This window comes from Pseudoalteromonas galatheae, from assembly GCF_005886105.2.
Lineage (GTDB): Bacteria > Pseudomonadota > Gammaproteobacteria > Enterobacterales > Alteromonadaceae > Pseudoalteromonas > Pseudoalteromonas galatheae.
Genome location: NZ_PNCO02000002.1, coordinates 319,150 through 341,906, shown reverse-complemented (window position 1 = coordinate 341,906; position 22,757 = coordinate 319,150). Strand labels below are relative to the sequence as shown.

Sequence of the window (22,757 nt, the reverse complement as noted above, 5' to 3'; positions counted from 1 at the left end):
GAGGAAAAATGGAAACCTTAGTTAAAAATTATATCTCAGCCTACAATCATTTTGATATCCCGGGTATGCTAGCTCAGCTCACGGATGATGTCGTATTTGAGAATCTCGCCAATGGTGAAATTACGACGCGTACAACCAGTAAAATGGAGTTTGCAGAATTAGCAAATCAGTCCGCTAAGTTATTTTCCGAACGCAATCAATCTTTAACCGCCGCCACGCAAGACAATGATCTGTTTATTGTTCATGTGACATACAAAGCTAAATTAGCCCAAGACTTGGCCAATGGCATGAAAGCAGGGCAAAGCATCTCCTTACAAGGCCGCTCAGAGTTTGCATTTCGTGATGGCAAAATTTGTTTGATAAGAGATATAAGCTAACTTCTTACTCCAAACTCGGGTTATTTATTTGGCAAAATCAGCGTGCTTTTCTATGCTGGTTTTGTCACTTTCATCATTAATTCATTTCGACCTAAGCACTATCTAGCGATCAGTCTAAGACGAATTGAAAAAAACGGAGAATAACAATGGGACTATTAAGTGGTCTACTCGGTAATGCAAGCGAAGTAGACAGTAACGAAGTTGATAAGTTATTAGAAGATACACTTATCACCGGAGAAGAGGTTGCACAAGCTTACAAAGTGATCCGCGACTTATTTATTTTTACTAACAAGCGTTTAATTTTAATCGACAAGCAAGGCATGACGGGCAGCAAAGTAGAAATGCTCAGCATTCCGTATAGCAAAATAACAAAATACAGCAAAGAATCTGCGGGTCACTTCGACCTAGACGCGGAATTAAAAATCTGGATTGGCTCAGATCCAACGCCAATTAGTAAAGAATTTAAAGCGGGCGACAATATCAACCAAGTGTATAAGATCATTTCACAGTATTGTTTATAGCCGCGCTTGCTGTAAAAAGGCACATGCGTATTGTGCCTTTCTTTTCGGCGAGAAAATTAAGTTGGTTTTCGCTCAGTACGCAAGCAAAAAACCGCAGAAAAGAGTAAGGAAACAAACACTTGATTCCAAAAGTTAGAGACAAAGGGATCAGCAACAAACTGAGATGCAATATGCCAAATACTCAGGTTTAGCAGAAAACCAAGTACCAACCCATAGCCTTTGTATTGTGCGAGCAATTGCCCCAGTTCTTGCCTAAAACGCTGATATTGAGCTAATTGGCTCATTTTATACTCCAGTTATTGATTCGCAACCGTAAGCTCTACCACTTCTTTCTTGGCCGATATTCGATTTATCAATAGTACATCGTGTCGGTGAGATAATCGACACTGGTAGGCACTTCGCCGAGGATAGTAAACGACGTTTTGTCAGTCATGAATAAAGTGGCCCCGTGCTTCACTAACATCCACGCCCGAGGTGACAATAAAGCACTTTAAAATCAGTATATTAAATTTAAAAATGTAAGTTTTAGAGCTGCTAATAAACGTCTATTTCTCACATCAACGGAAGCTTTGTCTGCCTCCATAACTGCATTCGTTTTGGTAAAATACTGTCAAAGTGAACAAGTCTTACCGACTGCTTGCTTTTTATCCAGCTTCATACCAAAATAAATGTAACCAAAATTAGTTACTTATCGATATGTAACCAAACCAAGTTACTTACATGACATCACTACTTCAAGGTGCGGTGATCACAGCAGACATCGTCGGCTCACAATCACTGTCACTACTACAACTTACAACACTGCAAAGTGAATTAAAGGACTACTTAGCTGATATAGCAGCTGCAGAGCAGGGCTATTATAGCTTTTACCGCGGCGATGGCTTTCAGCTTGTGTTGCAAGACGCGACGAAACTATTCAATGTGGCGTTACGGCTACGGTTGTTTTTAATTAGCCGACATAGCGATGCCAGACTCAGCCTCGCAGTCGGTGAAGTCAATATCACCGCCGCAGATTTATCAACCGCAACGGGTACTGCGCTGGTACTAGCGGGCCGAGGGTTGGACACAATAGGACAAGCAAGACTCAGATATAACAATGACAGCAATGCCCACTTTACACTAAACCTAGCATTTGTGGATTTGTTACTTTCGAACTTAACCCATAAACAAGCAGAGGCCGCTTTTATTCATATTTCACACCCTAAGTTGAGCCATGCCGATATTGCAAAACAACTCAACACCAGTCGGGTGAATGTGACTAAGTTACTCAATAGCGCACACTATGCTTTACTAGATCAATTTTTAGCAATTGCACGCTCACACCAATAGTCGAATGCTCAACGCTTAAATATCACGAGGTGGACTTAATGAACGAATGGCAAGTATTGTTATTGTGGTTAGTAATAGGCCACACACTCACTGACTTTTACCTCCAACCTATGAGCTGGGTACATGATAGAAATACCCGTCACTATAAGTCCATCAAATTGTTGTGGCATAGTATCGCGCATAGCGGGGCTGCACTTGCAATCATCCTACTTTGGCAGTCTACTTTGTTTTGGGGAGCACAATGGAATGCGCTGCTCTTTGCGCTAGCGGTAGGTATTAGTCACTACTGTATCGACTTAGCTAAATCCTATTCTAGCAAGGGAGCTATTCCTTTTGTGATAGACCAATGTGCACATATTGCCATATTAGTGGTCGTCACTTGGCTAATTGCAGAGCCTGAGATTGCACTCAGTGTCTTTGCCAAGCCTTTTGCCAATGTCCAGCTGCTAATATTGGTTGTGGGCTATTTAATGGTATTGCATCCCGCATCGATATTCACCAGCATGCTGCTTGAGCGATGGCAACTCAATAATTCAGCTCTTGATAGCCTGCCGCAAGCAGGAAGCTTAATTGGTCAGCTTGAACGTGTATTACTGCTGAGCTGCGTGTTACTGGATAGCTGGGCTGCTATCGGTTTTATTCTCGCCGCTAAATCGGTGTTTCGCTTTGGCGATCTAACCCAAAGCCAAGACAGAAAGCTCACCGAATACGTGATGTTGGGCACGCTTGTCAGTGTGTTGCTTGCCCTTGTGGTCGGCGCCTTCATCAAACCATTTATGCCCATTCAATTGTAATTTAATCCATTCAGTGTCTTGACATTTAATCTAGTGCCTGCAAATAAACGTAGGCGCTATTTACCGCTAATTATTTGCCTCTACTCATTCTACTTCCTCATTAGGAGTTGCCATCACAATGAATAACTAAGTCCTTTGTAACTGACGAACTTATTATTAATTTCCAGTGCAAGGCTTATGGTTATCTTTGAGGCTTCTCAGACTAATCTATAGACTCTTTTTCTGTTTTGCTGTTAATTGCTTTTTACGAGTCTCTTAGCCTTATTACCAATTAGCTTAATTAAGCTTGCTATTTTGAGGCGAGAAAATTTTTCTACTTATTTGTTTTAAATAAGAAATCTTTAACGCTGTTAGCGTCAAGTTTACTCCTTCAAACTCAGCAAGTATTAAGGTTAATAGGTATTAGATGAACACGATAATATGACTATATCAATGCTGCACTATGGCTTATCAGACGCCATTTATCATCACTGCACCAACACCAAGTAGAGTGCCTCTGGGCATAGTATGATCTCTCACCTAGAGCACTCTCAAGTGCTGAGGTGTATGTAATGGTCACCCGCGTACGACTCTGAGACACCAATTTATAATCCTCACTGACTATTTTATGCTTGCTAAGGTCTTCATGTTTTAACCCCGCTAGAATATCAGCTTTGGTCATCCCTTTGCTAAATAGGCCATCTTCATAAAATTCATCGTGAATATAATCTGAGATCCGCTCAATATCACTGCGCATTTGCGGTGTATGTAGCCCTTGTTCTAGGGCTACAATTTTTTCGAATATATCCATAAAAATAAGCTTATTCTAGACTCAAAGCGTTTACTTTCTAGGCCATACACCAGCTAAACAAACGTCTGCAAACTTCTCAGCTTTTACTAATTCTATCGCGACTTGAGCGTGAGCCGCTTTGTTACTTTTTGCTCGATTTTTTAAATATGACATGTATATCTCCTTTACTCGTTGATCATAAAATGGTGCGCTCCAAGTTTTGGTAGCACAGATTGAAAAAACTGAATATCAAACAAGACCGCATGTTCTTTTGGTAACAGTGAGTCAACTTGAAATAAATAAGGGACTTGCGTTGTTGTGAGGGGATCTAGGTCTGAAGCCAAACAAGCAAGACAGTATGTTCTAATTATTGCCTGATAATGCTCGTTATATTCGATGTTTTCTAGTGGGGTTTGATGACCTAGTACTTCGCGCTTGCGCACTGGATAGTGGTGAATAAACTGCCCAACCCCCTCGCAAAAGGACGCGTATTGATGTGTATGTAAAATAAAAGCATGAAACAGTTCGTCAACCAGCTTGCTTGCAGCGGCCACTTTATGAGGCGAAATGATGGTAAATATCAAGTAGTCTTTTAAGCCTTCTACAACTACTTGTATTTCCTTTTCAGATAACCTTTGCCCAAAATGAGTTTCCACATGCCAATCAAACCACTCGAGCACAGCCTCATCAAATTCATAATTTTCGATAAAGCTCACAGCACTTTCCTTTCCTGCAATTGCTTTCATCAGATCCCTTCTCCATATTAGCAATCACCTTAAAATATACAGTTCCTACTAATTAGTCAAAAGAGAAATACAAACTATTAACATCAGTTCGAGGTTTTTGCTAGCCAAGACGCTGAGAGGTTACGAGAGCCAAACACACCAACTTTCTATGAGTAAAACTCTGCTAGGGGCCAGTCGATTTACGTCCGACGAGCAACAACTCGCGCATGTTTACGTCGTGAATTGTTGCTCTTCTGATGTCAGCCGTGGACATTAAGCTTTGCCTCCTGCCTAACATGAATGTCATAGGTTTATCTTGTGCTTGGAGGCACTGCGGCTACCGGTTTTCATTATTCTTTGTGTTATTTTCTATGCCTATAATTGCGACATACCGCTCAGCCAAATCATTACTGAGTAATCGCTTCGAAAACCTTTTAAACTCCGACAAAGATAGTTTCATCGAGTTAATACTAGTCTCATCAGTTTGAGAAATTAGCCGGTCAGCGAATACATAATCAAGCTGATTGCTCAATCTAATTACCTCTTTTTTGCTTTCATCACTCAGTTGTAAAAACTCCTGCTCTGTTAACCTTTGTACCTTACTCAACATATCAGTAAAAAAATGATGGTTCATTTTTTTCATATCACTGATTGAGTGTGTCGATGTCTGTAGCAAAGTAACAAAGCCGGTTCCTTTATCACTCACTTTGTGACCTGTTATTGCTGTGTAGGCAATTTTAAGTGTATTCCTAAACCTTTCCTTGTAATCACTTCTTATAATCGAGTTGAGCAAAACCGCATATACTTTCTCTTCTAGTGAGCCTGTTTGCACCTGTCTTAACGATGCCAGTATGTTTACTGGCGCATTATTTTTGAGTTCTAGATTTTGCGAGCTGGGTGCCGGTAAAGCGTGACTCACGCTATCAGGTGACTTTGTAGGATAACGCCTAATAGCAGCAAGCAGTTGCTCATCAGACCAAATATGGTTCGATTGGATCCGTGCCAAAAACTCATTCATTCTGAACACTTGATTGTCATTGACCTTTTTCTCAATCGCGCTAATCGCGTCAGTCTTGGCTTTTGCAAGATCATCACCTAAAACCGAAATTGGAACTTCAATAGCGTTTGCCAGATAAGTGGCGAGCGATTTCCTGCCGCTTGCAACAATACTCAACTTATCGTCAATTAAAAACGTGACAGGGGTACCTAACGCATCAGCATCACTTAACCATTTGCTATATTTGGCTTCCAGGTGCGCTTTAATTATTAGTGCCTCTGCGTAGTCATGAATGTGAGAAATACCAGCCTTTAGCACACGGTGGGATGCAAATTTGCCATCTTCTACAGCTCGCAATCTCACGTCTTTCTTCGCGACAATTGATTTTTCAACCATTTCTACCAAGGCATTTTTTCTTGGAAAACGAAAAGATAGTGGGGTATTCACCTCATTCTTTCTTGTTGACTCAAGCAAAACATAAGGCTGGTCGTAATGTTCCATCACATCTTTATTCTTAAGTGAAACCCACTCATCATCATTCACAAATAGCTTAGTGTAAGTTTTTGCGGAAACAAACGTTTCAACGAAGCGCCTAAACAAGGCTCTATCGAGCTTTTGAGGTATATGACAAGCGTTAAGCCAGTCGGTCAATCGACCAAAGTGAACTTGATTATCTAACTCTTTGGCCAATTCAAATGATAGGTTTTTCTGTGAACATGTCAGCCTATATTCCATTGCAAAATCATTGTATACCGATACCAATTCCGCTTCTCGTTCTACTGCCGCCAAGCTTAACAGTACAGAGTTAAAAATCGACAGAAATTGCCGCGCATCCTCATATATAGATCCCCCTTCAACTTCGCGCCGGGGAAAAGTCATGTGTAAGCTATCAAATTGATGAAATGCGTTTGGTGAAAACTCAATTGATGTGGGTGAAAACTGAAGTGTTGCTTGCCCTAAGCTAACAGTATGGATGGATGAATGCTTTAAAAGGTGTATTAAGAACCGTGTAAAAACAGGAGGTGCGCTAGCAATAGGGGGAACCGCAAATGTGAATTGAACTTCCTTGTCATCATGATTTTGTTTTTTTCTGACTTCAGTCACTGGTGTAAAGTGCAAAGAAGGCTCTTGAGTCATTCTTTGTGCGTGATCTCGTTCGCTCAACTCTACAGCGCCTATCGTCTTTTCCATCAACTTAAAAGCGCTTTCTTTGCTGTGTGATGACTCACTTAAAATCGTGATGTTTTTACCATTGTACCTACTAAATAACCTTTTTAGCTCGTCTTGTAACCTAGCTGCATATTTTTGAAATTCAGCGGTACTCCCCATAAAAAACGACCCATCCTTAAGCGTTAGATCAGTATGCGCAAATACCCTGAAAGTTTGCTCCCAATCAATCAGCTCTTGGTAGCGTTGCCCTTGCTTCCATTCATTATCGATTGCAGCTATTTGAGCTGCAATCGCATCTTCAGAAGCTGTGACTCCAACTAATGACTCTTGAATAAGAGGTAACAAGCCACCTAGATATTCTGTGGGAATTTCGTACCAATATCTAACCCCAGATGTATTTAAAGTTGCTCTTCTGGTGCCATTTACTGATGCGAGAAAGTCGTCAATTTTCGATACGTTTTTTGCATCTCCCCCTAAATTGAATAAGTGTTCTGTTAAATGGGAAACACCATGGGCATCACCGTTATATAAGTGCCCCGCTTTTACAAAAATAGCCAGTCTAGCTACGTTAATATCAGATTGAATATGTTGATATACAATGCCATTGCTTAATGTTGGTAAAGTGTTTTGGCTGCGTTGCTCCAGAGCAAACGAGCTGCTATTAAAAATAAGCAAGGCGCAATAAAGAAAGGAAAAAATCGGAGAAAGGCTTCTTCTTATTAGCATGTTGGTATTAGTTTCCTTACAACTTGTCGCCAAACACTACCACATGACAACTTGGAGAAACAATTGTTTAAAATAAAACCGACGAATTCTCTGATGCCACCTTGACATTTAACCTAGTGTCGGCAAACTATTACCTGCTTGATATTTATATCCGCCTGTTTCCCCTCTTATTAGGAGTTGCCATCACAATGAATAACTAAGCCCTTTGTAACTGACGAACTTATTATTAATTTCCAGTGCAAAGCTTATGGTTATCGTTGAGGCTTCTCAGACTAATCTATAGACTCTCATTTTCTATTTTACTATTTACGGCTTTTACGAGTCTTTGTGCCTTTAGCCTTTAGCCTTTTGCACTGCTGCAACTAGGAGCAGTAATTATGCCTTGGATACAGTTAAAACATGCAAGCTTGACACTTGCAAATGGTCAATGCTTATTTTGCGATGTCGACTTAACAATAGAGCGACAATTTATTGCGATAACAGGCCCTAATGGGGCGGGCAAATCACACTTACTCAAAGCCCTATCCGGTGAACAGCCTCTAACCTCGGGCGAGCGCCAAAGTCATGGGAAATGCTTTTATCTCCCACAAGATGCAACTAACCGCTTTGCTACCGTTTCTGAACTACTAGGGCTTAAAGAGAAGCTAGCAGCACTGCATCGGGCCCATCAGGGGTTAGCCTCTGGGTACGATTTTGAATTAATCTCAGATGATTGGCAGTTAGAATCAACTTGGCAAGCAACACTTGCGCCGCTAGAACTCACTTTGGAAACCCCCTTTACACTGCTAAGTCCCGGGGCAAAAATGCGAGCCTATATCGAAGTATTACAATCTCAGCCTGCAATCCTATTACTGGATGAGCCGAGCAATCACATGGACAGCAACAATAAGCACTGGCTAGCCGAGCAGCTAAAGCACCACAAACATGGTGTGGTTGCCGTCACACACGATCCTATTTTATTAGATGCAGCCGACCATATACTGCACATAAAACAGGGGGAGCTAACTCATCACTCACATGGATTTGACGCCTTTAGAGAGACACTACTTCAAACTCAAGCTCGACAAAAACAGCAACATTTAGCAAATCGCGCGGCACAAAAAACACTTAAACAAGCCATGATTGCAGCGGATCTGCAACATCAACGGCAAGCCAATAAAGGGAAAGCACAAGTACGCGCTGGTAGCCAAAGTAAACTGATTGCTGACTTTAAGTCTGACAGAGGAAGTAAACGTCATGCCGGACAAACCCATAAAATTCAAAAAGCTCAAGATAATATTAAGAAAAATACAGTGTACTATCGAGAAGACAAACAGCAGTTTCATTTTAATTCAGCTTTTCGAGCAAAAGAAAAGCTCCGCTTATGTGAAGCCGAACTGTGCTTTGGACCGGAAAATACACTGAACCTTTTTGCGGATACAACACAAAAGCTCAGAGTAATTGGAGAAAATGGCATCGGTAAATCGACCTTGCTTAAAACCCTTGCGGGTAAGCTAGAGTTAAAGCGCGGAGAAATTCAGCGCCCAGCAACATGTATTTACTTAGATCAGCACTGTGCTTGGCTTGAGCAGGGCCCTTGCGTTTTAGATATTGCCAAGCGCTTACTTGATACACCACATCATAATATCATCACCAGCTTTGCAAGCGTCGGCCTAAAACTCAACCAGATTTCAGGGCCTATCTCGAGCCTCAGTGGTGGCGAGAGAATGAAATCGGCCATCGTGCTGGCAGTGCAACTGCAAGGCTTTTTACTGCTTGACGAGCCGGATAATCACCTCGACCTTGAAGCACAAGAAGAGCTTGCGGCCATGCTTAATCAGCTTCCTTGTGGATTTATGCTGGTCTCTCATAATGAGTACTTTTGCGGTCAGCTCAGTAAACTTGAAGCGATAAGGTTAACAACATCATGAAAAATTTACCAAATACTTCTTAGGCTAAGATAAAAAAGTAAAGTATTTCAGGTAATTAAATTCTGGTTTGGGATTTGCATTTCTAGTTCTATGCAACATTCTGTCACTGGAGATAATGTGGACTGTAAGGGTATTCAATCTGAGTTTCACGAATGTAATCGTTTAGAGGTTGCTAGAAAAAAGTGGGGCCGTGGTTTTTGCTATTTAGATGCGAGCAACAACCCCATTCGCTCTAAGGTGATCAAAAAGCGAATAAAACAGTTGGTGATCCCACCGATGTGGAAGCAGGTTCAAATCAGCGCCTGTGCTTTTGATAAAGTGCAAGCCGTTGGTTTCGATAGTAAAGGTAAAAAGCAATATATCTATCATCCAAGCTATCAACTCACCCAACAACAAGCTAAATTTACCCGCATGGCCCAATTTGCAAAACAGCTACCACAAGCAAGAACGCGCTGTATAGAGCAGCTAAAACACGATGATTGGCACCAAGAAAAAGTTGCCGCACTGGCTGTTATGGTGCTTGATTCCACAGGGATCCGTATTGGTAACCAACATTACTATCAACACAATGATACTTGTGGTCTAACCACGTTAAGGCGCAAGCACCTGAAACATAACGAAGTAGGGATAACTTTTGAGTTTCAGGGAAAACACGGTAAACAAAGAAAAGTTGACGTATTCGACGAACAACTTTGTCAGTTTATTAGTGAATCCGCTGTACAAACTGGCTATGGGTTATTTCGATATCATTGCCAAGGGCGATGGCACGATTTAACCAGCGATGACGTCAACACGCAGATCCACACGCTACACGGCCCACAATTTACCAGTAAGGATTACCGCACTTGGGTAGCTTCTCGGTTAGCGGTACAGTTCGCATTTGACGTTGCAATAGAGGTTGAAGGTAGTAAAAGAAAGCGTTTTGATACCCATCTAATCAAGCGGGTAGCAAAGGCACTTGGCAACACACCCAAAGTCTGTCGAGACTACTATATCCACCCCAAGCTCCTGAACTATTTATGTGAACTCAGCCAAAATCAAATGGTTCCTGATTTTAGTAATGACTTTTGGCAGTTAGATGGATCGCTCAGTGATTGTGAAGCTTTCATCGTGAAGGTTTTAACAGAAGAAAAGGGGGAGGAAGGAACGCCTCCCCCTTTGGGCACTTAGTGGCGTCTCTGTTATGACCACTAAATTAAATAAGCTGAGACGACTGCACGTCTCAAACCACATGGGGACCGTTAGTTAAAGCGGTAATACCTCGAGGGTAGTGACATAGCTGCCGGCACGTTTTGTGGCGGGTGCTTGTGCTTTGTCATCTTCATATTCCACTTCAAACCAATACATGCCTGGCTCAGATAGCGTTAGCGTCACTTCACCTTTGGCATTTGTTGTATATTTGCTTGGTTGACTATTATCACGGTACTTTTCATCCTGACGTACTACTATCACTTCTGCACCCTTGGCAGGTTCACCATCCATCGTATACTGCAAGGTAATTGGTTCACCGGTGTACAAATCATTAGGGTGAGTAACCGGGTTTAGCTCTAGCCCTTTGCCGGTTGGCTTAAGCGCAGTGTTATTTGGTGCGCCCAAAGTTACAAATACTTCTAATCGTCTTGCAACGTCGACCACACTTAAATCTTTTGCCGTTTTTGGCACTTCTTTGTTAAAGGCTTCTACTGAGCCAACTTTGCCGCGTCCTGGCCAGTAATGCTTTTCACCATTTTCATCAGTCCAGCGCGCCACCAGCGAGCGACTTTGATTAAACACTTTGTAAGTGCCTTGCTGATTGAGCTCAATGTCAAACACACTGCGATACTTAAGTTTTGCAGCGTTCTTAAGTTCAACCTTGCTACCAGAAGGAGACAGTGCTGATAGACGCTCTAGTGGATAAGCATAATGATCTGGGTTAAAGATCCCATTGGCGATGGCTGCATCAAACGTGATCCATTCGCTGTCACCAGACACCACGGTGGTACTTGGCTTGATCCATACTCGGTGTGCTTCACTTAATGGGCTATATGCGGCTAAGGCAACTAAGACACCAGATACTAACGTTGAAATTTTCACGATTAAGGCTCCATTGTTAAAATTGTTGTAGCGAGTTCAGATTTACCTTCTGCAATCACAGTGACAGGTGCAGTGATAGGTAAAGTCACAGGCAGTTTCAATACTTCACGACCTCCAAGCTCACGAGCAGCCTCTACGAACAGCGTGTATTCATCCGCAGGTAAAGCTTTAAACTCATCGCGCCAAGGGGTTAAATCAATCTTTGCCGTACCTGGACGCCTTGTCGCACCAGTCACGCCATCTACAGGCATGGATAGGCTACGGCCGCTTCTACGCCACCAAAGGCGTAAGTCTTTTAGCCACTTTTCACCTTCTTTATCCGCCATATTAACGTCATACCAAACGGCAATATCGGCAACTCGCTGTTGTTTGCTGTTCGCCAACCATACTGCGACATAAGGTGGGTGATATTCCGCAACGTTTAAACGCGGGATCGTGATTTCAACTTCATCAGCTTTAGCGTGCGCAGGTACCATCAGCACTAAAACAGGTAATACAAAGCCTGCTGCGACGAGCGGCCAAGTCGACTTTCTTCCTCGAGAATGCTTGTATAAAAGCCATAAGCCTGTGAGTGAAAACACTACACAAGCTACTGAAAACACATCAATAAACATACGCCATGCAAATCCTGTATTACGTCCTTTGTGAAGATCGTTAAGGTATGATACCCAACCACGATCCGTGATCTCTTGATAAAACTCACCGCTATCAAGGGCAATGCTAAACCAGCCATCGCCACCAGCTCTTGGCAGCGCAACATACAATTCGTACTCGCTCCACTGCACTTGCTGTAGTGCAGGTAACGCCGCACCTGTGTGTGACTGATACCAAGATTGAAAGCTGCGAGGCAGCGCTGTCTGCTCTGCTGCCGCGTTAAGCTGGGTCAACAGAGCACTTGGCAGCACCGCTTCTTTAGCATATGTGGTAGGTGCAGCTTCTATCTGGCTTGCGTGATTTAAGGTGATCCCAGTCACGGCAAATAGCAGCATTCCCACCAAACACACGGCAGAGCTCATCCAATGCCAAGTGCGCCAATCAAACAGCTTTTTAAGTCGCCGATTCGACGACTTAGCCGCTGAGCGAGCTCGTGTCATTAAAAGCTCCACGCCAATGAAGCCCAATAGCGACGACCATCTTCAAAGTAGCCGTATTCTGCTTCAGTAATTTCTTCATCGAAGAGGTTGTAAATCCCAAATCCAAGCTTAATTGCTTCGTTCAGCTGATAATTTGCACCTACATCAGTTAGGTTATACGAAGGTGCGACTAAGCTACTTTGCGAAGGCCCTGTTACAGGCTGGCTTTCTTCACCACGATAATGGAAGCGTAACCACGTGTTTAGCTCATCCGAATACTGATAATTAAGCGACGTTTGGAACAAATGTTTAGGTAACTGGTTTAATGGGCTACCTGCATATACTCCGGTTTTTTGCTCCGAATCTGTGTAGGTATAGTTTGCGCTAAGCTTTAGTTTTTCAGTCAATTGACCCGAAAAGCTAATTTCACCCCCTTGGGTTACGGCTTCATCAACGTTGACATAGGTTGTCGGTAACGAACCAAACTCGTTAGGGCCGTCCGTACATTGAGTTAGTGGACACGAAACCCGTGAAATTTTATCGTCAAACTCGTTATAGAATACCGTTGCTGAGGTGCTGATCCCTTTAGCAAGCTCAATGTATACGCCTACCTCGTAATTAATTGAGGTTTCAGGGCTTAAGTCTGGATTCCCATAAATATTACCACCACGGCTCACTTGGCCCCACGCCGCCGTACTTTGACGCAAGTTAGGCGCTCTAAAGCCGGTTGAGATCCCACCTTTAACCGTCACCGCATCTGATGCAGTATAAACACCGTATAAGCGCGGGCTAACATGGCCGCCAAAGTTACCGTCTTTGTCGTAGCGTAGGCCCATAGTCAGGGCAAATGGCTCAACGATGCGCCACTCATCCTCAGCAAATACCGACCACTGATCGTTGTCGACTTGCTGCAAATCACTAATGCGGTTACTGGTTTTGTCGGTCAAATCTTCATTAAGATAAGCAACACCGATTGAGCTAGTATGAGACTCACCAAGCGGTAACGTCCAAAGAGACTGGAAATCTACGTTTTTGACCGTCATCTCACGGGATTTATTGTCAAACTCTTCATGTTTTAAGTAACTACGAGAGCTACCAAATGACCAGTAACCGTTATGCGTCAAAGAGATTGACTCACTATCGTATTCGGTTGTAGTGGACTCAGGACAACCACGGCGGCCACACGGCTCACCTGGCGCAAGCGTTGCCACCGTTTTACCTAGCGTGGCATCAAGCGTTTGTGAAGCAATACCATAATCCAATAACCATTCGTGTTCATCTGATGGCGTATAGGCCAGTTTTACCTTCAGCGTATCTGCATCGCGACCTCTAAAGCCAGACACAATTTCGTCTTCGTCTCTGTGCGTAGTTTGGCCGTAAATTTGTACCCCTAAGGTATCTTTGATTAGCGAGCCTGCAGCAAAGAAATTTGCCTGATAAATATCACCTGAGCGACTGTTTTCTTGGCTGGTGGCGTCAACTCTGACTTCTCCATGCCACTGGTCAGGCGTTTTTTTAGTGATAATGTTAATTACGCCGCCAATTGCATCAGAGCCATACAGCGAAGACATAGGCCCGCGCACAACTTCGATACGTTCGATGGCAGCAACAGGAGGCGTCCATGCACCTTCAACACCAGGACCGTCACTATTTGGCCGAGTCTCACGCGAACTTTGTCTTTGCCCGTCGACTAAAATAAGCGTGTACTGACTGCCCATGCCGCGAAGGCTAATATCTTCCCTGTCTCCGCCTCCAGTTACTACAACTCCGGGAACATCTGTCATGGCATCGGTCAGGTCTCGATAAAAGCGCTGCTGCAGCTCTGCTTGATTGATAACGCTAACTGACGCCGGCGCATTTTTTAGCAGTTGCTCAAATCCAGAAGCGGATACGACGATCACTTCCACCTCTTCTTTTATTTCTGGTTTTGCATCACTTTGTGCAAGTGAAGAAAAAGGCAGGGCAGCTGCAACAGCTAAAGAGAGTGGCGCCAAACTACGACAGGCCATCAACATCGAGGAACCTCCATGATAGAATACAAGATAAATAACAATTATTTTCATTTGTAATGGTATGATGATTGCGTATTTTGGAGCAATGCGGTTTTTCTTAAAGGTATTTTAAGCAGGTCTTAACAATGAATCAGAAATTGACTCGCGGACTTAAAGTGTTCGCAAAAACGGTAGAAGCTGGCAGTATGAGTAAAGCCGCTGACTTATTGCATATGACCACCTCGGCCGTCAGCCAGCAGATCAGCAAATTAGAGCAAGACATAGGCCTAAGTTTATTTAATCGAAATACTCGTAACCTCACGCTCACCGAAGCGGGCTCTATCTACTACAAATCCGCGATACAAATACTGCAAACTGCGAAGCAAGCGGAGCATGAACTTGAGTTATTGCAGCATACGCCATCTGGCATATTGAAGATCTCTGCCCCCATCGGGTTTGGAGGAGGGCTACTCAGTAAGCCACTGCGCTATTTGAGTGAGCAGTTTCCACAAATAAAAGTTGATTTGATCCTCACCGACGAACCCATCGACATCATCACCGAAGGCGTCGACTTAGCTATCTGTATAGGCCCTTTACAGGACTCAAACCTTATTGCCCGCCACCTTGCTGACTGGCAACTTATCCCCTGTGTCAGTTGCCATCACCCACTGGCACAACTCAATATATCGCACCCAGAAAGCTTAGCGCCTCATGCTTTAATTGGTCATTCTAGTAGCAAACAAAATCCCTATCATTTGAGCAATCAACAAACTCATCAGCAAGTGGCGCTGCCAACAGCACGTTTTATGGTGAATAATATGCAAGCTTGCATTCAGCTCACGCTTGATGGTATCGGCTATGGGGTATTACCTGAACCAGAAATTAGGCACCACCTTTCATCAGGTAGACTAAAAAGGTTATGTGCTGAGTGGTCATTAAGAGAATACAGCGTATATGCCGTGACGCCACATCGCGATACCGTTGCGGCAAAAACAACCGCAGCCATTGAAAGCCTAAAAGAGTGGTTTACCCAAGTTTCCAACGATAACCAAGTGTTTGTTGGAGACTTTAGTTTTATCTAAGCTTCGTTCAGTTAAACTTTGGTAGTTAACCTGAGCTGCGGATAATTAATGCCTTTCTAGCAGCTAGTTTTAGCGCTAACTGCGTTGAATTCACTTCCAATAGCCAGCTATTGGTGCGTAAATTCGCCTTGCCTACAGGATGTAGGTACCTCAGCGAGAGCAGGACGCGGAAGCGGTGTTTTCCCTAAAACTCTCTGGCTAGACAAGGAAAAAGCTAAGTTGTGCTTTAGCAACAATGAGTTGGAACATTCCTTATCCAAACCTCAGGTTAGTTAATAAAAAATGGCGAGCCATATAGTTGGCTCAGAAGTGTCTGTATAACTTACTTTATGCTTTTGGTGTGCGGGAATATTAAGGCTATCTCCCGCCTTTAAAGTGACAATTTTACCGTCATCAAAAGTCAACTCGCCACAGCCCTGCAACACCAGCACCCACTCGTTTTCATCTTGGTCATAATATCCTGAGCTTGGCGAGGGATGCCCGCTTGATACAATTCGTTCAATACGAATATTTGGATGAGACAGTACCGTTTCGAAAATTTCTTCGGGTAAATCAGCTGGAATGTCTTTTAGAAAGTTCATAGGCTTGAAATTAGCAATTAATCGACGATAGAGAAATAATTTGCCGCAACAAGCACATCCATTTATCTAGTAGCGGCAAATTGGGAGAATGGTACAACTTGATCAATAGAAACGTTCAATACATCGTTCTCAATAAGTCAAAACAACCCATCAGGTGATTAGTGAAAAACCCCCTAACTTTAGCGACTCCACTCGGACTTCGTGCCCCGTTGTACAGTCGCCATTAAAGTTACACAATTTAACAATATTTGTAAAACGAAATTTAACATTAAATAAACAAGAGTGAACTTACTAAAGCCCTTTAAGCTCTATACGCCAAGGAGGATCCAGTCGATTTTCACCGGCCCAGTAGAGTTTTATCTTGTTCCCTGCGGGGTCAAACAGTATGGCTTCTCGCCATAGATAGGCTGCGCTGTCGGCAGTTGCTCAAATATGATCCCTCGGGCCTCTAGCTCAGAAACCCACTCATCTAACTGTTCATGCTCGAAGTAAATAACCGCACCATTGTTGATAGGAGGCGTTTCTAACGACAAAGAGAAGGTGGCATTACCTTCAGGGCATTCAAATCGAGCATAGTGCGGTGTATCAACAATTTGCGTGAAACCTAGCTTTCTATAGAACAAACAGGCTGCATCTATATCATCAACGGGGAGAGTAACTTGGTTAAGATTCATAATCATCAACCTTATAATACTGAACCATCGTGCCTTGTCGGCAAAAAAATACCAGCCTAGCTTAGGCTGGTATTACAATCATCACATCTTAATGCGAGTTACAAATCAAATGTTCTCGACACAGAAAGTACGATACGTTCATCAGCCGTATCCCAATCTAAGCTCGTATTTTCAGCAGCCACTTCAATATCAAACCCTTTAAATGCGGTTTGATATGCAAGACGGTAATGATTGTAAGATTTATCATTACCATCCCAAGCAAATTTATCACCATCCAAAGAGTTAGATACATCAAAGCTTGCTCTCAAAGCATGGTCTTCAGCAATTTCAAAGGTATGAGCTACCATCGCAATGGTATGACCCGCTCCCGAACCAAAATAGTCCCAGCTGTACCAAAAATTAAATTCAGTTTGGCCAAATTCACTAGCGTAACCAAACTTGGTATACACCTCGGGGTAGTTCCCATCACTTGAGCCGCTATCGCCGTGATAAGAGTAATAAGCAATACCGTAGTCTAGGCTCCAACTTTGGTTTAGCTCTACATATCGGCCAACATAGAAGTCCCACTCTATATCGGTGCCGTCACCAAAGTCTACATTTGAGGCCCAGCTACCTACATAAACGCCATTAGCAAAAGCCTTATCAATACTGCCTTGAAGTGCAGGGTCATTTTGCGTTTGACTCACACCGTTAAAGGTATAGTCGGACGCGCCTGTGAGTGTTGCAGACCAATCTGCAGCCGCATAGTTAGATGCAAGTACAAGTGGGAGTGCACAAAGTGTTTTCTTTAAAGTTGTCATCTGGTTGTATCCCTAGTTTACTGATTCAATTTTTCTAAAGTCGATAAGGTTGTCTTTTGGCGAGCTATCAATCTTACTCACGGTTTTGTATTTGCTATAAGCAATGTAACCAAAACATGAGAAGAACAAGCCTATGACTAACGCACCAACCCATTGGATCTGTAAAAAGTTTAGTTTAAATAACAGCGTAAGCAGTGATAACGCCACGATATTAAATAAAATATAGTTTCTTTTTCCTAAACGGCTAACTGTGAGGTTAAGGTTATCTGTATATAAACGGATCAAAGAGTCGAGCGAATTGATTACAAACACCACGCCAACAAAGACCATTGCAAAGTTTTTAATACCCGCAGTTGGGATCCCAGCCTCATAATAGTGATAAAGCACACTAAACCATGCTGCGATTGGAATAGATGGGAAAATTAGCATCGCCGCTAGCACTTGATAAGTTTTCAAGCCGCCGACAAAACGCGATGTGAATTGCCCTATCATGATACTCCACGCAAACCACCAGAATAGATAGAACTCGTGATAGTCATTAAGTGGCAACACAAACTGATCTATATTGGCAAAGTAACCGCCGATCAGCGCCAAGTTATTGGTATAACTCGACATTGCACTGTCACCAAAGACAAACGCAGACGCCCACATAAAGGCAATTAAACCGATAAATACCCATGTCGTTGTGATACTTAAAAAACGCACGTACTTAAGGCTAGTGCTTGAATAAACCGCAAAGGCGATCGCCGCAAACACAATCAGATAGAAACTAGGAATAATCGACTCACCATCGCCTAAACTAGGTAAATACCAAGGTAGGTTAGACAGTAATAAGAATGCAGTAAACGCACATGTACCGATAATAACTAGGTTATTAATGAATTTTACCCAAGGAATTTCAAAAAATTTCACTTTGGGCTCTATTACGCAGAAATAAAAGCACGTAAGAAAGTAGAAACCCCAGATTAAAAATCCCCAAAAGCCGAACTCTATGGCCAGCGGATTAGTAAATGCATACTCTGGGCTTGCTTTTATGTCTGCGTAACCCGCAAACTCCGTAAGCGGAAACATGATCAGGCCAACGTCTAGGCCAGAAGTAAATAAGATTGCAATAAAAGTGAACGTTTTAACCGGTGTAACACCAACGCACTGTAAATTCCCCCACTTCAATAAAATAAAGGCAATTGCCAATAGGGTGAAAATGATGCCTGCACTAAGCCATACTGTCATTGTCACCCTCCCAAAATTGATAGAAGTAACTCATTTTTTCTCCGTTGTTTTTATTTACATTATTCCCGCATTAATGCAGTGCAAACGATTTGCACTGCATGCCACTGCAGGTCTCATATGGGGCACGAACTTTCCCATACGAGTGGCGAAACTAGATCTCCGAACTACGTTGAACCTGTTGCCAGTTTTGCGTCATAGCAACGTTTGCTCCCTCAGCGGCAAGTGGCGAATTGCCTAAAATCATATCCGCTGCTTTTTCCGCGACCATAATAGTCGGCGCATTGAGGTTGCCGTTTGGAATGGTCGGGAAAATAGATGAATCCACAACGCGTAGCCCCTTTACACCGTGCACACGGGTTTGTGAATCTACAACCGCCATTTCATCCTCACCCATTTTGCATGAACAAGAAGGGTGGTAAGCACTCTCTACCGCTTGACGCACGAAGGCATCAATCTCTTCATCGGTTTGGATATGTTCACCTGGTTGGATCTCGCTCTGCCTAAAGTCATCAAACGCACTCTGCTCAATGATTTCACGAGTCAACCTAACACAAGCTCTAAAGCCTTCAATGTCTTCTTGTTCTGCCAGATAATTAAACTGTATTTTAGGCGCAACCGTTGGATCTGCTGATTTAATCGTTACTTCACCACGGCTCTTTGGTTTATTGTGGCCGACATGAACTTGGAACCCATGACCATCAAAGGCACTCTTACCATCGTAGCGAATCGCCGCAGGTAAAAAGTGATACTGAAGATCTGGCCACTCAACGCCCGCTTTCGAGCGAATAAAGGCACAAGATTCAAAATGGTTAGTTGCGCCTAGGCCGGACTTATCAAGCAACCATCTTGCACCGATCAAACCTTTAGAAATTAACCCCAACTTGCCATTTAAGGTGATGGGCTGCTTACACTTGTATTGGAAATAAAACTCCAAGTGATCTTGAAGGTTTTTGCCAACTCCAGGTAAATGATGTTTCACTTCAACGCCCGCGGCTGTCAACGCTTCTTTATCACCAATACCAGATAATTGTAATAAGTGCGGTGAACCGATTGAACCTGCACTCAGGATCACTTCCTTCGCTGCATTCGCGTTTTTCAGTTTTCCTTTCACGCTGAACTCAACGCCTGTAGCGGTTTTACCATCTAACAGTACTTTTTGTACCAGTGCTCCCGTTACAATAGTCAGGTTGCTACGGTGCTTAATTGGGTCTAAGTATGCTCGGCTTGATGAACAACGTTTACCGTCTTTGACGGTCATATGCATTGGTCCAAAGCCTTCTTGCTGCTCACCGTTATAGTCTTTGGTAAACGCATAACCGGCCTGCTCACCTGCGCTAATAAATGCACGATAGAGCGGATTTGCCATTTCATTACCATTATTGGTACCAAGCGGACCTTGCTCACCACGGTACTCATCGCCACCTAAATACCAAGATTCAGCGCGCTTGAAGTAAGGCAAACAAGACTGATAATCCCAACCTTGCGCACCATGGTCTTGCCACTCATCAAAGTCTTTTGCATGACCTCGAACGTACACCATGCCATTGATTGACGACGACCCCCCAAGTACCTTGCCGCGAGGGCAATGCATAACGCGATTGTCTAAATACGGCTCAGGCTCAGTATGAAACTGCCAAGCGTATTTATCGGTATTCATTGGAATAGATAGCGCGGTTGGCATCTGAATAAAAATGCTCTTATCGCTACCACCCGTTTCGAGTAACAGTACTTTGTGCGCTGGATTTTCCGATAGGCGATTTGCAAGCACACAGCCTGCAGAACCTGCACCTACAATAATATAATCAAAATCAGTCATCATGCTCCTCGATTAAAATGGACTTTCAATATCGCTCATACCAACATACACAGACTTAGTTTGGGTATATTGATCTAGCGTCTCGATGCCATTTTCGCGGCCAATGCCCGACTGCTTATAGCCTCCAACGGGCATTTCAGCGGGTGAGTTGCCATAACTATTGATCCAACAAATACCAGCTTCTAGCTGGTGGATGACACGGTGTGCACGTTGAATATCTTTACTAAATACACCCGCAGCCAGACCTAAGTGGGTGTTGTTTGCACGCTGAATGACTTCTTCCTCGTCATCAAATACCAATACCGACATCACTGGACCAAAGATCTCTTCTTTCACTATGGTCATGTCATCATGACAATCGATAAATACAGTCGGTGCAACAAAGTAGCCGTTTGGTGCCGTTTCAGGACTAAGTGCCTCACCACCGGTAAGTAAGGTTGCGCCTTCAGCTTTGCCTTTTGCAATGTAATCCATCACCAAGGTGTGATGCTGTTTTGAGATTAGGGCGCCAAGATTTACGTTTGGATCGAGCGGATCGCCGGCGATGATATTTTGTTCAGTACGCTGCTTTAGCTCGGCCAAAAAGGCGTCATAAACCTTACGCTGTACAAATACGCGCGTACAGTTAGTACACACTTCACCTTGGGTGTAGAAGTTACCTAACATCGCGGCGCTTATCGCTTGAGAAATATCAGCATCTTCAAAGACGATCAGCGGTGATTTTCCACCTAGCTCCATCGTCACTTCTTTTAAATTGCTTGCCGCACTTTGCATTACTTTTTTGCCAGTACCCACTTCACCGGTGAACGATACTTTTTCAATATCAGGGCTGGTAGTAAGCCATTGGCCCACTTCAGCGGCACCTTGTACCACATTGAATACTCCCGCAGGGACACCGGCTTCAATAAAGATTTCAGCCAGCTTAATTGCACCAAGTGGTGTTTCTTCCGATGGCTTGAAAATGAGAGCATTACCAGCGGCAAGTGCAGGCCCTGATTTCCAACACGCAATTTGCAGAGGATAATTCCACGCGCCAATGCCTGCACAAATACCCAGAGGCTCTTTGCGAGTATAGAAAAAGTCACCTGCCACAGGCTGCTGAGTGCCAACTTGAGCGGGAGCCAACCCTGCAAAGTATTCAATCACATCAGCGCCTGTTTGAATGTCTACACATTCCGCTTCTTGCCAAGGCTTACCTGTATCTAACACTTCAATCTTGGCAAGCTCATCATTACGCTCGCGCAGCAAAGATACCGCTTTATGTAAAACACGACTACGCTCAATTGGCGCCATTGCTGACCATAATGCAAAGCCCGCTTTGGCACTTTCAATCGCAGCTTGCTGAACATGACTATCAGCAACCTCTACCTCGTAGATCACTTCATCCGTTGCTGGATTTTTTACTGCAAACTTTTCGCCTGAGTGGTTTGCCAAGAACTGGCCATGAATAAAATTTTGATATACAGGGACTGTCACATTATCCTCCAAACTGCTTAATAAGTGATTGAATGTAGCGTTTTGCGAGCGTTTCACTATGATGAAACGCATGATGGTCAGCTTTGCTTAGTACAGCTCTTAACCAGAGTCCGTCAATCATACCGGCGGCAAGCTCAGCCGCTTCTTTTGCTTCAGGCCGAGGCATAAAGGCAGCAAATGAAGTCGCTAAGTTACTCTGCAGACGGCGGCTGTTAACACGCTGTAGTCGGTGAAGCTCGTCATCGTGCATAGATTGCGCCCAGAAACTCAACCAGGTACGCGTCGTATTTGACTGCTGCTGCACCATGGCAAAGTTAGCCTCTACGATATACATGAGTCGCTGCTCGGCACTACAACCACCGTAGGTTTTGTCCAACAAACTGTATTTCAAGTTGTTTAATAGATAGCGCACGGTTGCTTCAATCAAGCCTTGTTTACCACCAAAATAGTGACTGATGATCCCTGATGAGAGACCGGCCCTTTTACTGATACTATTAATAGTGGTTGCTTGTAATCCTAACTCGGCAACTGACTCTAAAGTGGCGTCAATTAGCTGCTGACGACGAACAGGTTCCATTCCGACTTTTGGCATAGCTTTTTATTAATTGACCGTTCAATTAAAATAAGCTTAGGGTGATAAAGT

The 22,757-nt window shown here is 43.4% G+C and carries 21 protein-coding genes and 1 pseudogene; 7 read left to right on the top strand and 15 right to left on the bottom strand.

The annotated features are described in order from the left end of the window. The first annotated feature begins 8 nt into the window (after positions 1–8). Together CWC29_RS19520 and CWC29_RS19515 are read left to right on the top strand one after the other, a co-directional pair. The gene (locus CWC29_RS19520; RefSeq protein ID WP_010605566.1) at positions 9–377 is read left to right on the top strand and encodes a nuclear transport factor 2 family protein; all 369 of its coding nucleotides are present in this window, start codon (positions 9–11) and stop codon (positions 375–377) included. 146 nt (positions 378–523) lie between these two features. Then, a complete protein-coding gene (locus CWC29_RS19515; protein WP_125251249.1) occupies positions 524–898 on the top strand; it encodes a PH domain-containing protein in 375 nt (124 codons plus the stop codon). Between the two features lie 56 nt (positions 899–954). Here CWC29_RS19515 and CWC29_RS19510 read toward each other — a convergent pair whose 3' ends face one another. Beyond that, entirely contained in the window at positions 955–1,182 is a 228-nt protein-coding gene (locus tag CWC29_RS19510) for a hypothetical protein (RefSeq protein WP_138521310.1), read from the bottom strand. 436 nt (positions 1,183–1,618) lie between these two features. Here CWC29_RS19510 and CWC29_RS19505 point away from each other — a divergent pair, with 436 nt between their 5' ends. Next, complete coding sequence (locus CWC29_RS19505; protein ID WP_138521312.1) at positions 1,619–2,227, top strand: hypothetical protein; 609 nt, start codon at positions 1,619–1,621, stop codon at positions 2,225–2,227. A gap of 38 nt (positions 2,228–2,265) precedes the next feature. Beyond that, the gene (locus CWC29_RS19500; protein WP_138521314.1) at positions 2,266–3,021 is read left to right on the top strand and encodes a DUF3307 domain-containing protein; all 756 of its coding nucleotides are present in this window, start codon (positions 2,266–2,268) and stop codon (positions 3,019–3,021) included. A 424-nt stretch (positions 3,022–3,445) separates the two neighbouring features. Here the strand turns inward: CWC29_RS19500 and CWC29_RS19495 are convergent, their stop codons facing one another. From CWC29_RS19495 to CWC29_RS19485, 4 genes are all read right to left on the bottom strand, one after another. Then, on the bottom strand, positions 3,446–3,811 hold the full coding sequence (locus CWC29_RS19495) for a nuclear transport factor 2 family protein (protein ID WP_209319187.1): 366 nt from the start codon (positions 3,809–3,811) through the stop codon (positions 3,446–3,448). A 30-nt stretch (positions 3,812–3,841) separates the two neighbouring features. Further along, a complete protein-coding gene (locus CWC29_RS24000; protein ID WP_268960349.1) occupies positions 3,842–3,964 on the bottom strand; it encodes a hypothetical protein in 123 nt (40 codons plus the stop codon). Between the two features lie 11 nt (positions 3,965–3,975). Next, the gene (locus tag CWC29_RS19490) at positions 3,976–4,536 is read right to left on the bottom strand and encodes a glycine-rich domain-containing protein (protein ID WP_138521316.1); all 561 of its coding nucleotides are present in this window, start codon (positions 4,534–4,536) and stop codon (positions 3,976–3,978) included. 316 nt (positions 4,537–4,852) lie between these two features. Beyond that, positions 4,853–7,408: an insulinase family protein gene (locus CWC29_RS19485; RefSeq protein WP_138521318.1), complete on the bottom strand. Its 2,556-nt coding sequence runs from the start codon at positions 7,406–7,408 to the stop codon at positions 4,853–4,855. Between the two features lie 377 nt (positions 7,409–7,785). On the opposite strand from CWC29_RS19485, the gene CWC29_RS19480 reads away from it, so the two are divergent. Together CWC29_RS19480 and CWC29_RS19475 are read left to right on the top strand one after the other, a co-directional pair. Further along, positions 7,786–9,318, top strand: coding sequence for an ATP-binding cassette domain-containing protein (locus CWC29_RS19480; protein ID WP_138521320.1), 1,533 nt, complete (start codon positions 7,786–7,788; stop codon positions 9,316–9,318). Positions 9,319–9,435: 117 nt separating this feature from the next. Continuing rightward, complete coding sequence (locus CWC29_RS19475) at positions 9,436–10,488, top strand: DNA topoisomerase IB (protein ID WP_167815451.1); 1,053 nt, start codon at positions 9,436–9,438, stop codon at positions 10,486–10,488. Between the two features lie 75 nt (positions 10,489–10,563). Here the strand turns inward: CWC29_RS19475 and CWC29_RS19470 are convergent, their stop codons facing one another. Genes CWC29_RS19470 through CWC29_RS19460 form a run of 3 tightly spaced genes read right to left on the bottom strand, consistent with a single transcriptional unit; the run spans position 10,564 to position 14,479 of the window. Next, complete coding sequence (locus tag CWC29_RS19470; RefSeq protein WP_128727039.1) at positions 10,564–11,391, bottom strand: DUF4198 domain-containing protein; 828 nt, start codon at positions 11,389–11,391, stop codon at positions 10,564–10,566. Between the two features lie 2 nt (positions 11,392–11,393). Continuing rightward, positions 11,394–12,485 (bottom strand): PepSY-associated TM helix domain-containing protein, encoded by a 1,092-nt coding sequence (locus CWC29_RS19465; RefSeq protein ID WP_138521324.1) that lies wholly within the window; start codon positions 12,483–12,485, stop codon positions 11,394–11,396. Continuing rightward, a complete protein-coding gene (locus CWC29_RS19460; RefSeq protein ID WP_138521326.1) occupies positions 12,485–14,479 on the bottom strand; it encodes a ligand-gated channel protein in 1,995 nt (664 codons plus the stop codon). The genes CWC29_RS19465 and CWC29_RS19460 overlap by 1 nt, the downstream gene beginning before the upstream one ends. A gap of 122 nt (positions 14,480–14,601) precedes the next feature. Here CWC29_RS19460 and CWC29_RS19455 point away from each other — a divergent pair, with 122 nt between their 5' ends. After that, the gene (locus CWC29_RS19455) at positions 14,602–15,537 is read left to right on the top strand and encodes a LysR family transcriptional regulator (RefSeq protein ID WP_138521328.1); all 936 of its coding nucleotides are present in this window, start codon (positions 14,602–14,604) and stop codon (positions 15,535–15,537) included. 272 nt (positions 15,538–15,809) lie between these two features. Here the strand turns inward: CWC29_RS19455 and CWC29_RS19450 are convergent, their stop codons facing one another. From CWC29_RS19450 to betI, 7 genes and pseudogenes are all read right to left on the bottom strand, one after another. Next, entirely contained in the window at positions 15,810–16,118 is a 309-nt protein-coding gene (locus CWC29_RS19450) for a cupin domain-containing protein (RefSeq protein WP_138521330.1), read from the bottom strand. A gap of 291 nt (positions 16,119–16,409) precedes the next feature. Further along, positions 16,410–16,792: pseudogene (locus tag CWC29_RS19445) on the bottom strand (VOC family protein). A gap of 98 nt (positions 16,793–16,890) precedes the next feature. Continuing rightward, the gene (locus CWC29_RS19440; RefSeq protein ID WP_138521332.1) at positions 16,891–17,592 is read right to left on the bottom strand and encodes a TorF family putative porin; all 702 of its coding nucleotides are present in this window, start codon (positions 17,590–17,592) and stop codon (positions 16,891–16,893) included. Positions 17,593–17,604: 12 nt separating this feature from the next. Beyond that, on the bottom strand, positions 17,605–18,822 hold the full coding sequence (locus tag CWC29_RS19435; protein WP_138521334.1) for a BCCT family transporter: 1,218 nt from the start codon (positions 18,820–18,822) through the stop codon (positions 17,605–17,607). 151 nt (positions 18,823–18,973) lie between these two features. Continuing rightward, positions 18,974–20,641, bottom strand: a complete 1,668-nt coding sequence (gene betA / locus CWC29_RS19430; RefSeq protein ID WP_438270145.1) for a choline dehydrogenase — start codon at positions 20,639–20,641, stop codon at positions 18,974–18,976. 9 nt (positions 20,642–20,650) lie between these two features. Further along, complete coding sequence (gene betB / locus CWC29_RS19425) at positions 20,651–22,114, bottom strand: betaine-aldehyde dehydrogenase (protein WP_138521338.1); 1,464 nt, start codon at positions 22,112–22,114, stop codon at positions 20,651–20,653. Position 22,115: 1 nt separating this feature from the next. Beyond that, entirely contained in the window at positions 22,116–22,706 is a 591-nt protein-coding gene (betI, locus tag CWC29_RS19420) for a transcriptional regulator BetI (RefSeq protein WP_128727048.1), read from the bottom strand. Positions 22,707–22,757 lie beyond the last annotated feature (51 nt).

Coding starts and splice junctions, on each gene's coding strand:
- CWC29_RS19515 (WP_125251249.1), top strand. CDS start 524: ATGGGACTATTAAGTGGTCTACTCGGTAATGCAAGCGAAGTAGACAGT.
- CWC29_RS19490 (WP_138521316.1), bottom strand. CDS start 4,536: ATGAAAGCAATTGCAGGAAAGGAAAGTGCTGTGAGCTTTATCGAAAAT.
- CWC29_RS19485 (WP_138521318.1), bottom strand. CDS start 7,408: ATGCTAATAAGAAGAAGCCTTTCTCCGATTTTTTCCTTTCTTTATTGC.
- CWC29_RS19500 (WP_138521314.1), top strand. CDS start 2,266: ATGAACGAATGGCAAGTATTGTTATTGTGGTTAGTAATAGGCCACACA.
- betI (WP_128727048.1), bottom strand. CDS start 22,706: ATGCCAAAAGTCGGAATGGAACCTGTTCGTCGTCAGCAGCTAATTGAC.
- CWC29_RS19465 (WP_138521324.1), bottom strand. CDS start 12,485: ATGACACGAGCTCGCTCAGCGGCTAAGTCGTCGAATCGGCGACTTAAA.
- CWC29_RS19510 (WP_138521310.1), bottom strand. CDS start 1,182: ATGAGCCAATTAGCTCAATATCAGCGTTTTAGGCAAGAACTGGGGCAA.
- CWC29_RS19505 (WP_138521312.1), top strand. CDS start 1,619: ATGACATCACTACTTCAAGGTGCGGTGATCACAGCAGACATCGTCGGC.
- CWC29_RS19520 (WP_010605566.1), top strand. CDS start 9: ATGGAAACCTTAGTTAAAAATTATATCTCAGCCTACAATCATTTTGAT.
- CWC29_RS19480 (WP_138521320.1), top strand. CDS start 7,786: ATGCCTTGGATACAGTTAAAACATGCAAGCTTGACACTTGCAAATGGT.
- CWC29_RS19440 (WP_138521332.1), bottom strand. CDS start 17,592: ATGACAACTTTAAAGAAAACACTTTGTGCACTCCCACTTGTACTTGCA.
- CWC29_RS19450 (WP_138521330.1), bottom strand. CDS start 16,118: ATGAACTTTCTAAAAGACATTCCAGCTGATTTACCCGAAGAAATTTTC.
- betA (WP_438270145.1), bottom strand. CDS start 20,641: ATGATGACTGATTTTGATTATATTATTGTAGGTGCAGGTTCTGCAGGC.
- CWC29_RS19455 (WP_138521328.1), top strand. CDS start 14,602: ATGAATCAGAAATTGACTCGCGGACTTAAAGTGTTCGCAAAAACGGTA.
- CWC29_RS19460 (WP_138521326.1), bottom strand. CDS start 14,479: ATGTTGATGGCCTGTCGTAGTTTGGCGCCACTCTCTTTAGCTGTTGCA.
- CWC29_RS24000 (WP_268960349.1), bottom strand. CDS start 3,964: ATGTCATATTTAAAAAATCGAGCAAAAAGTAACAAAGCGGCTCACGCT.
- CWC29_RS19495 (WP_209319187.1), bottom strand. CDS start 3,811: ATGGATATATTCGAAAAAATTGTAGCCCTAGAACAAGGGCTACATACA.
- CWC29_RS19435 (WP_138521334.1), bottom strand. CDS start 18,822: ATGACAGTATGGCTTAGTGCAGGCATCATTTTCACCCTATTGGCAATT.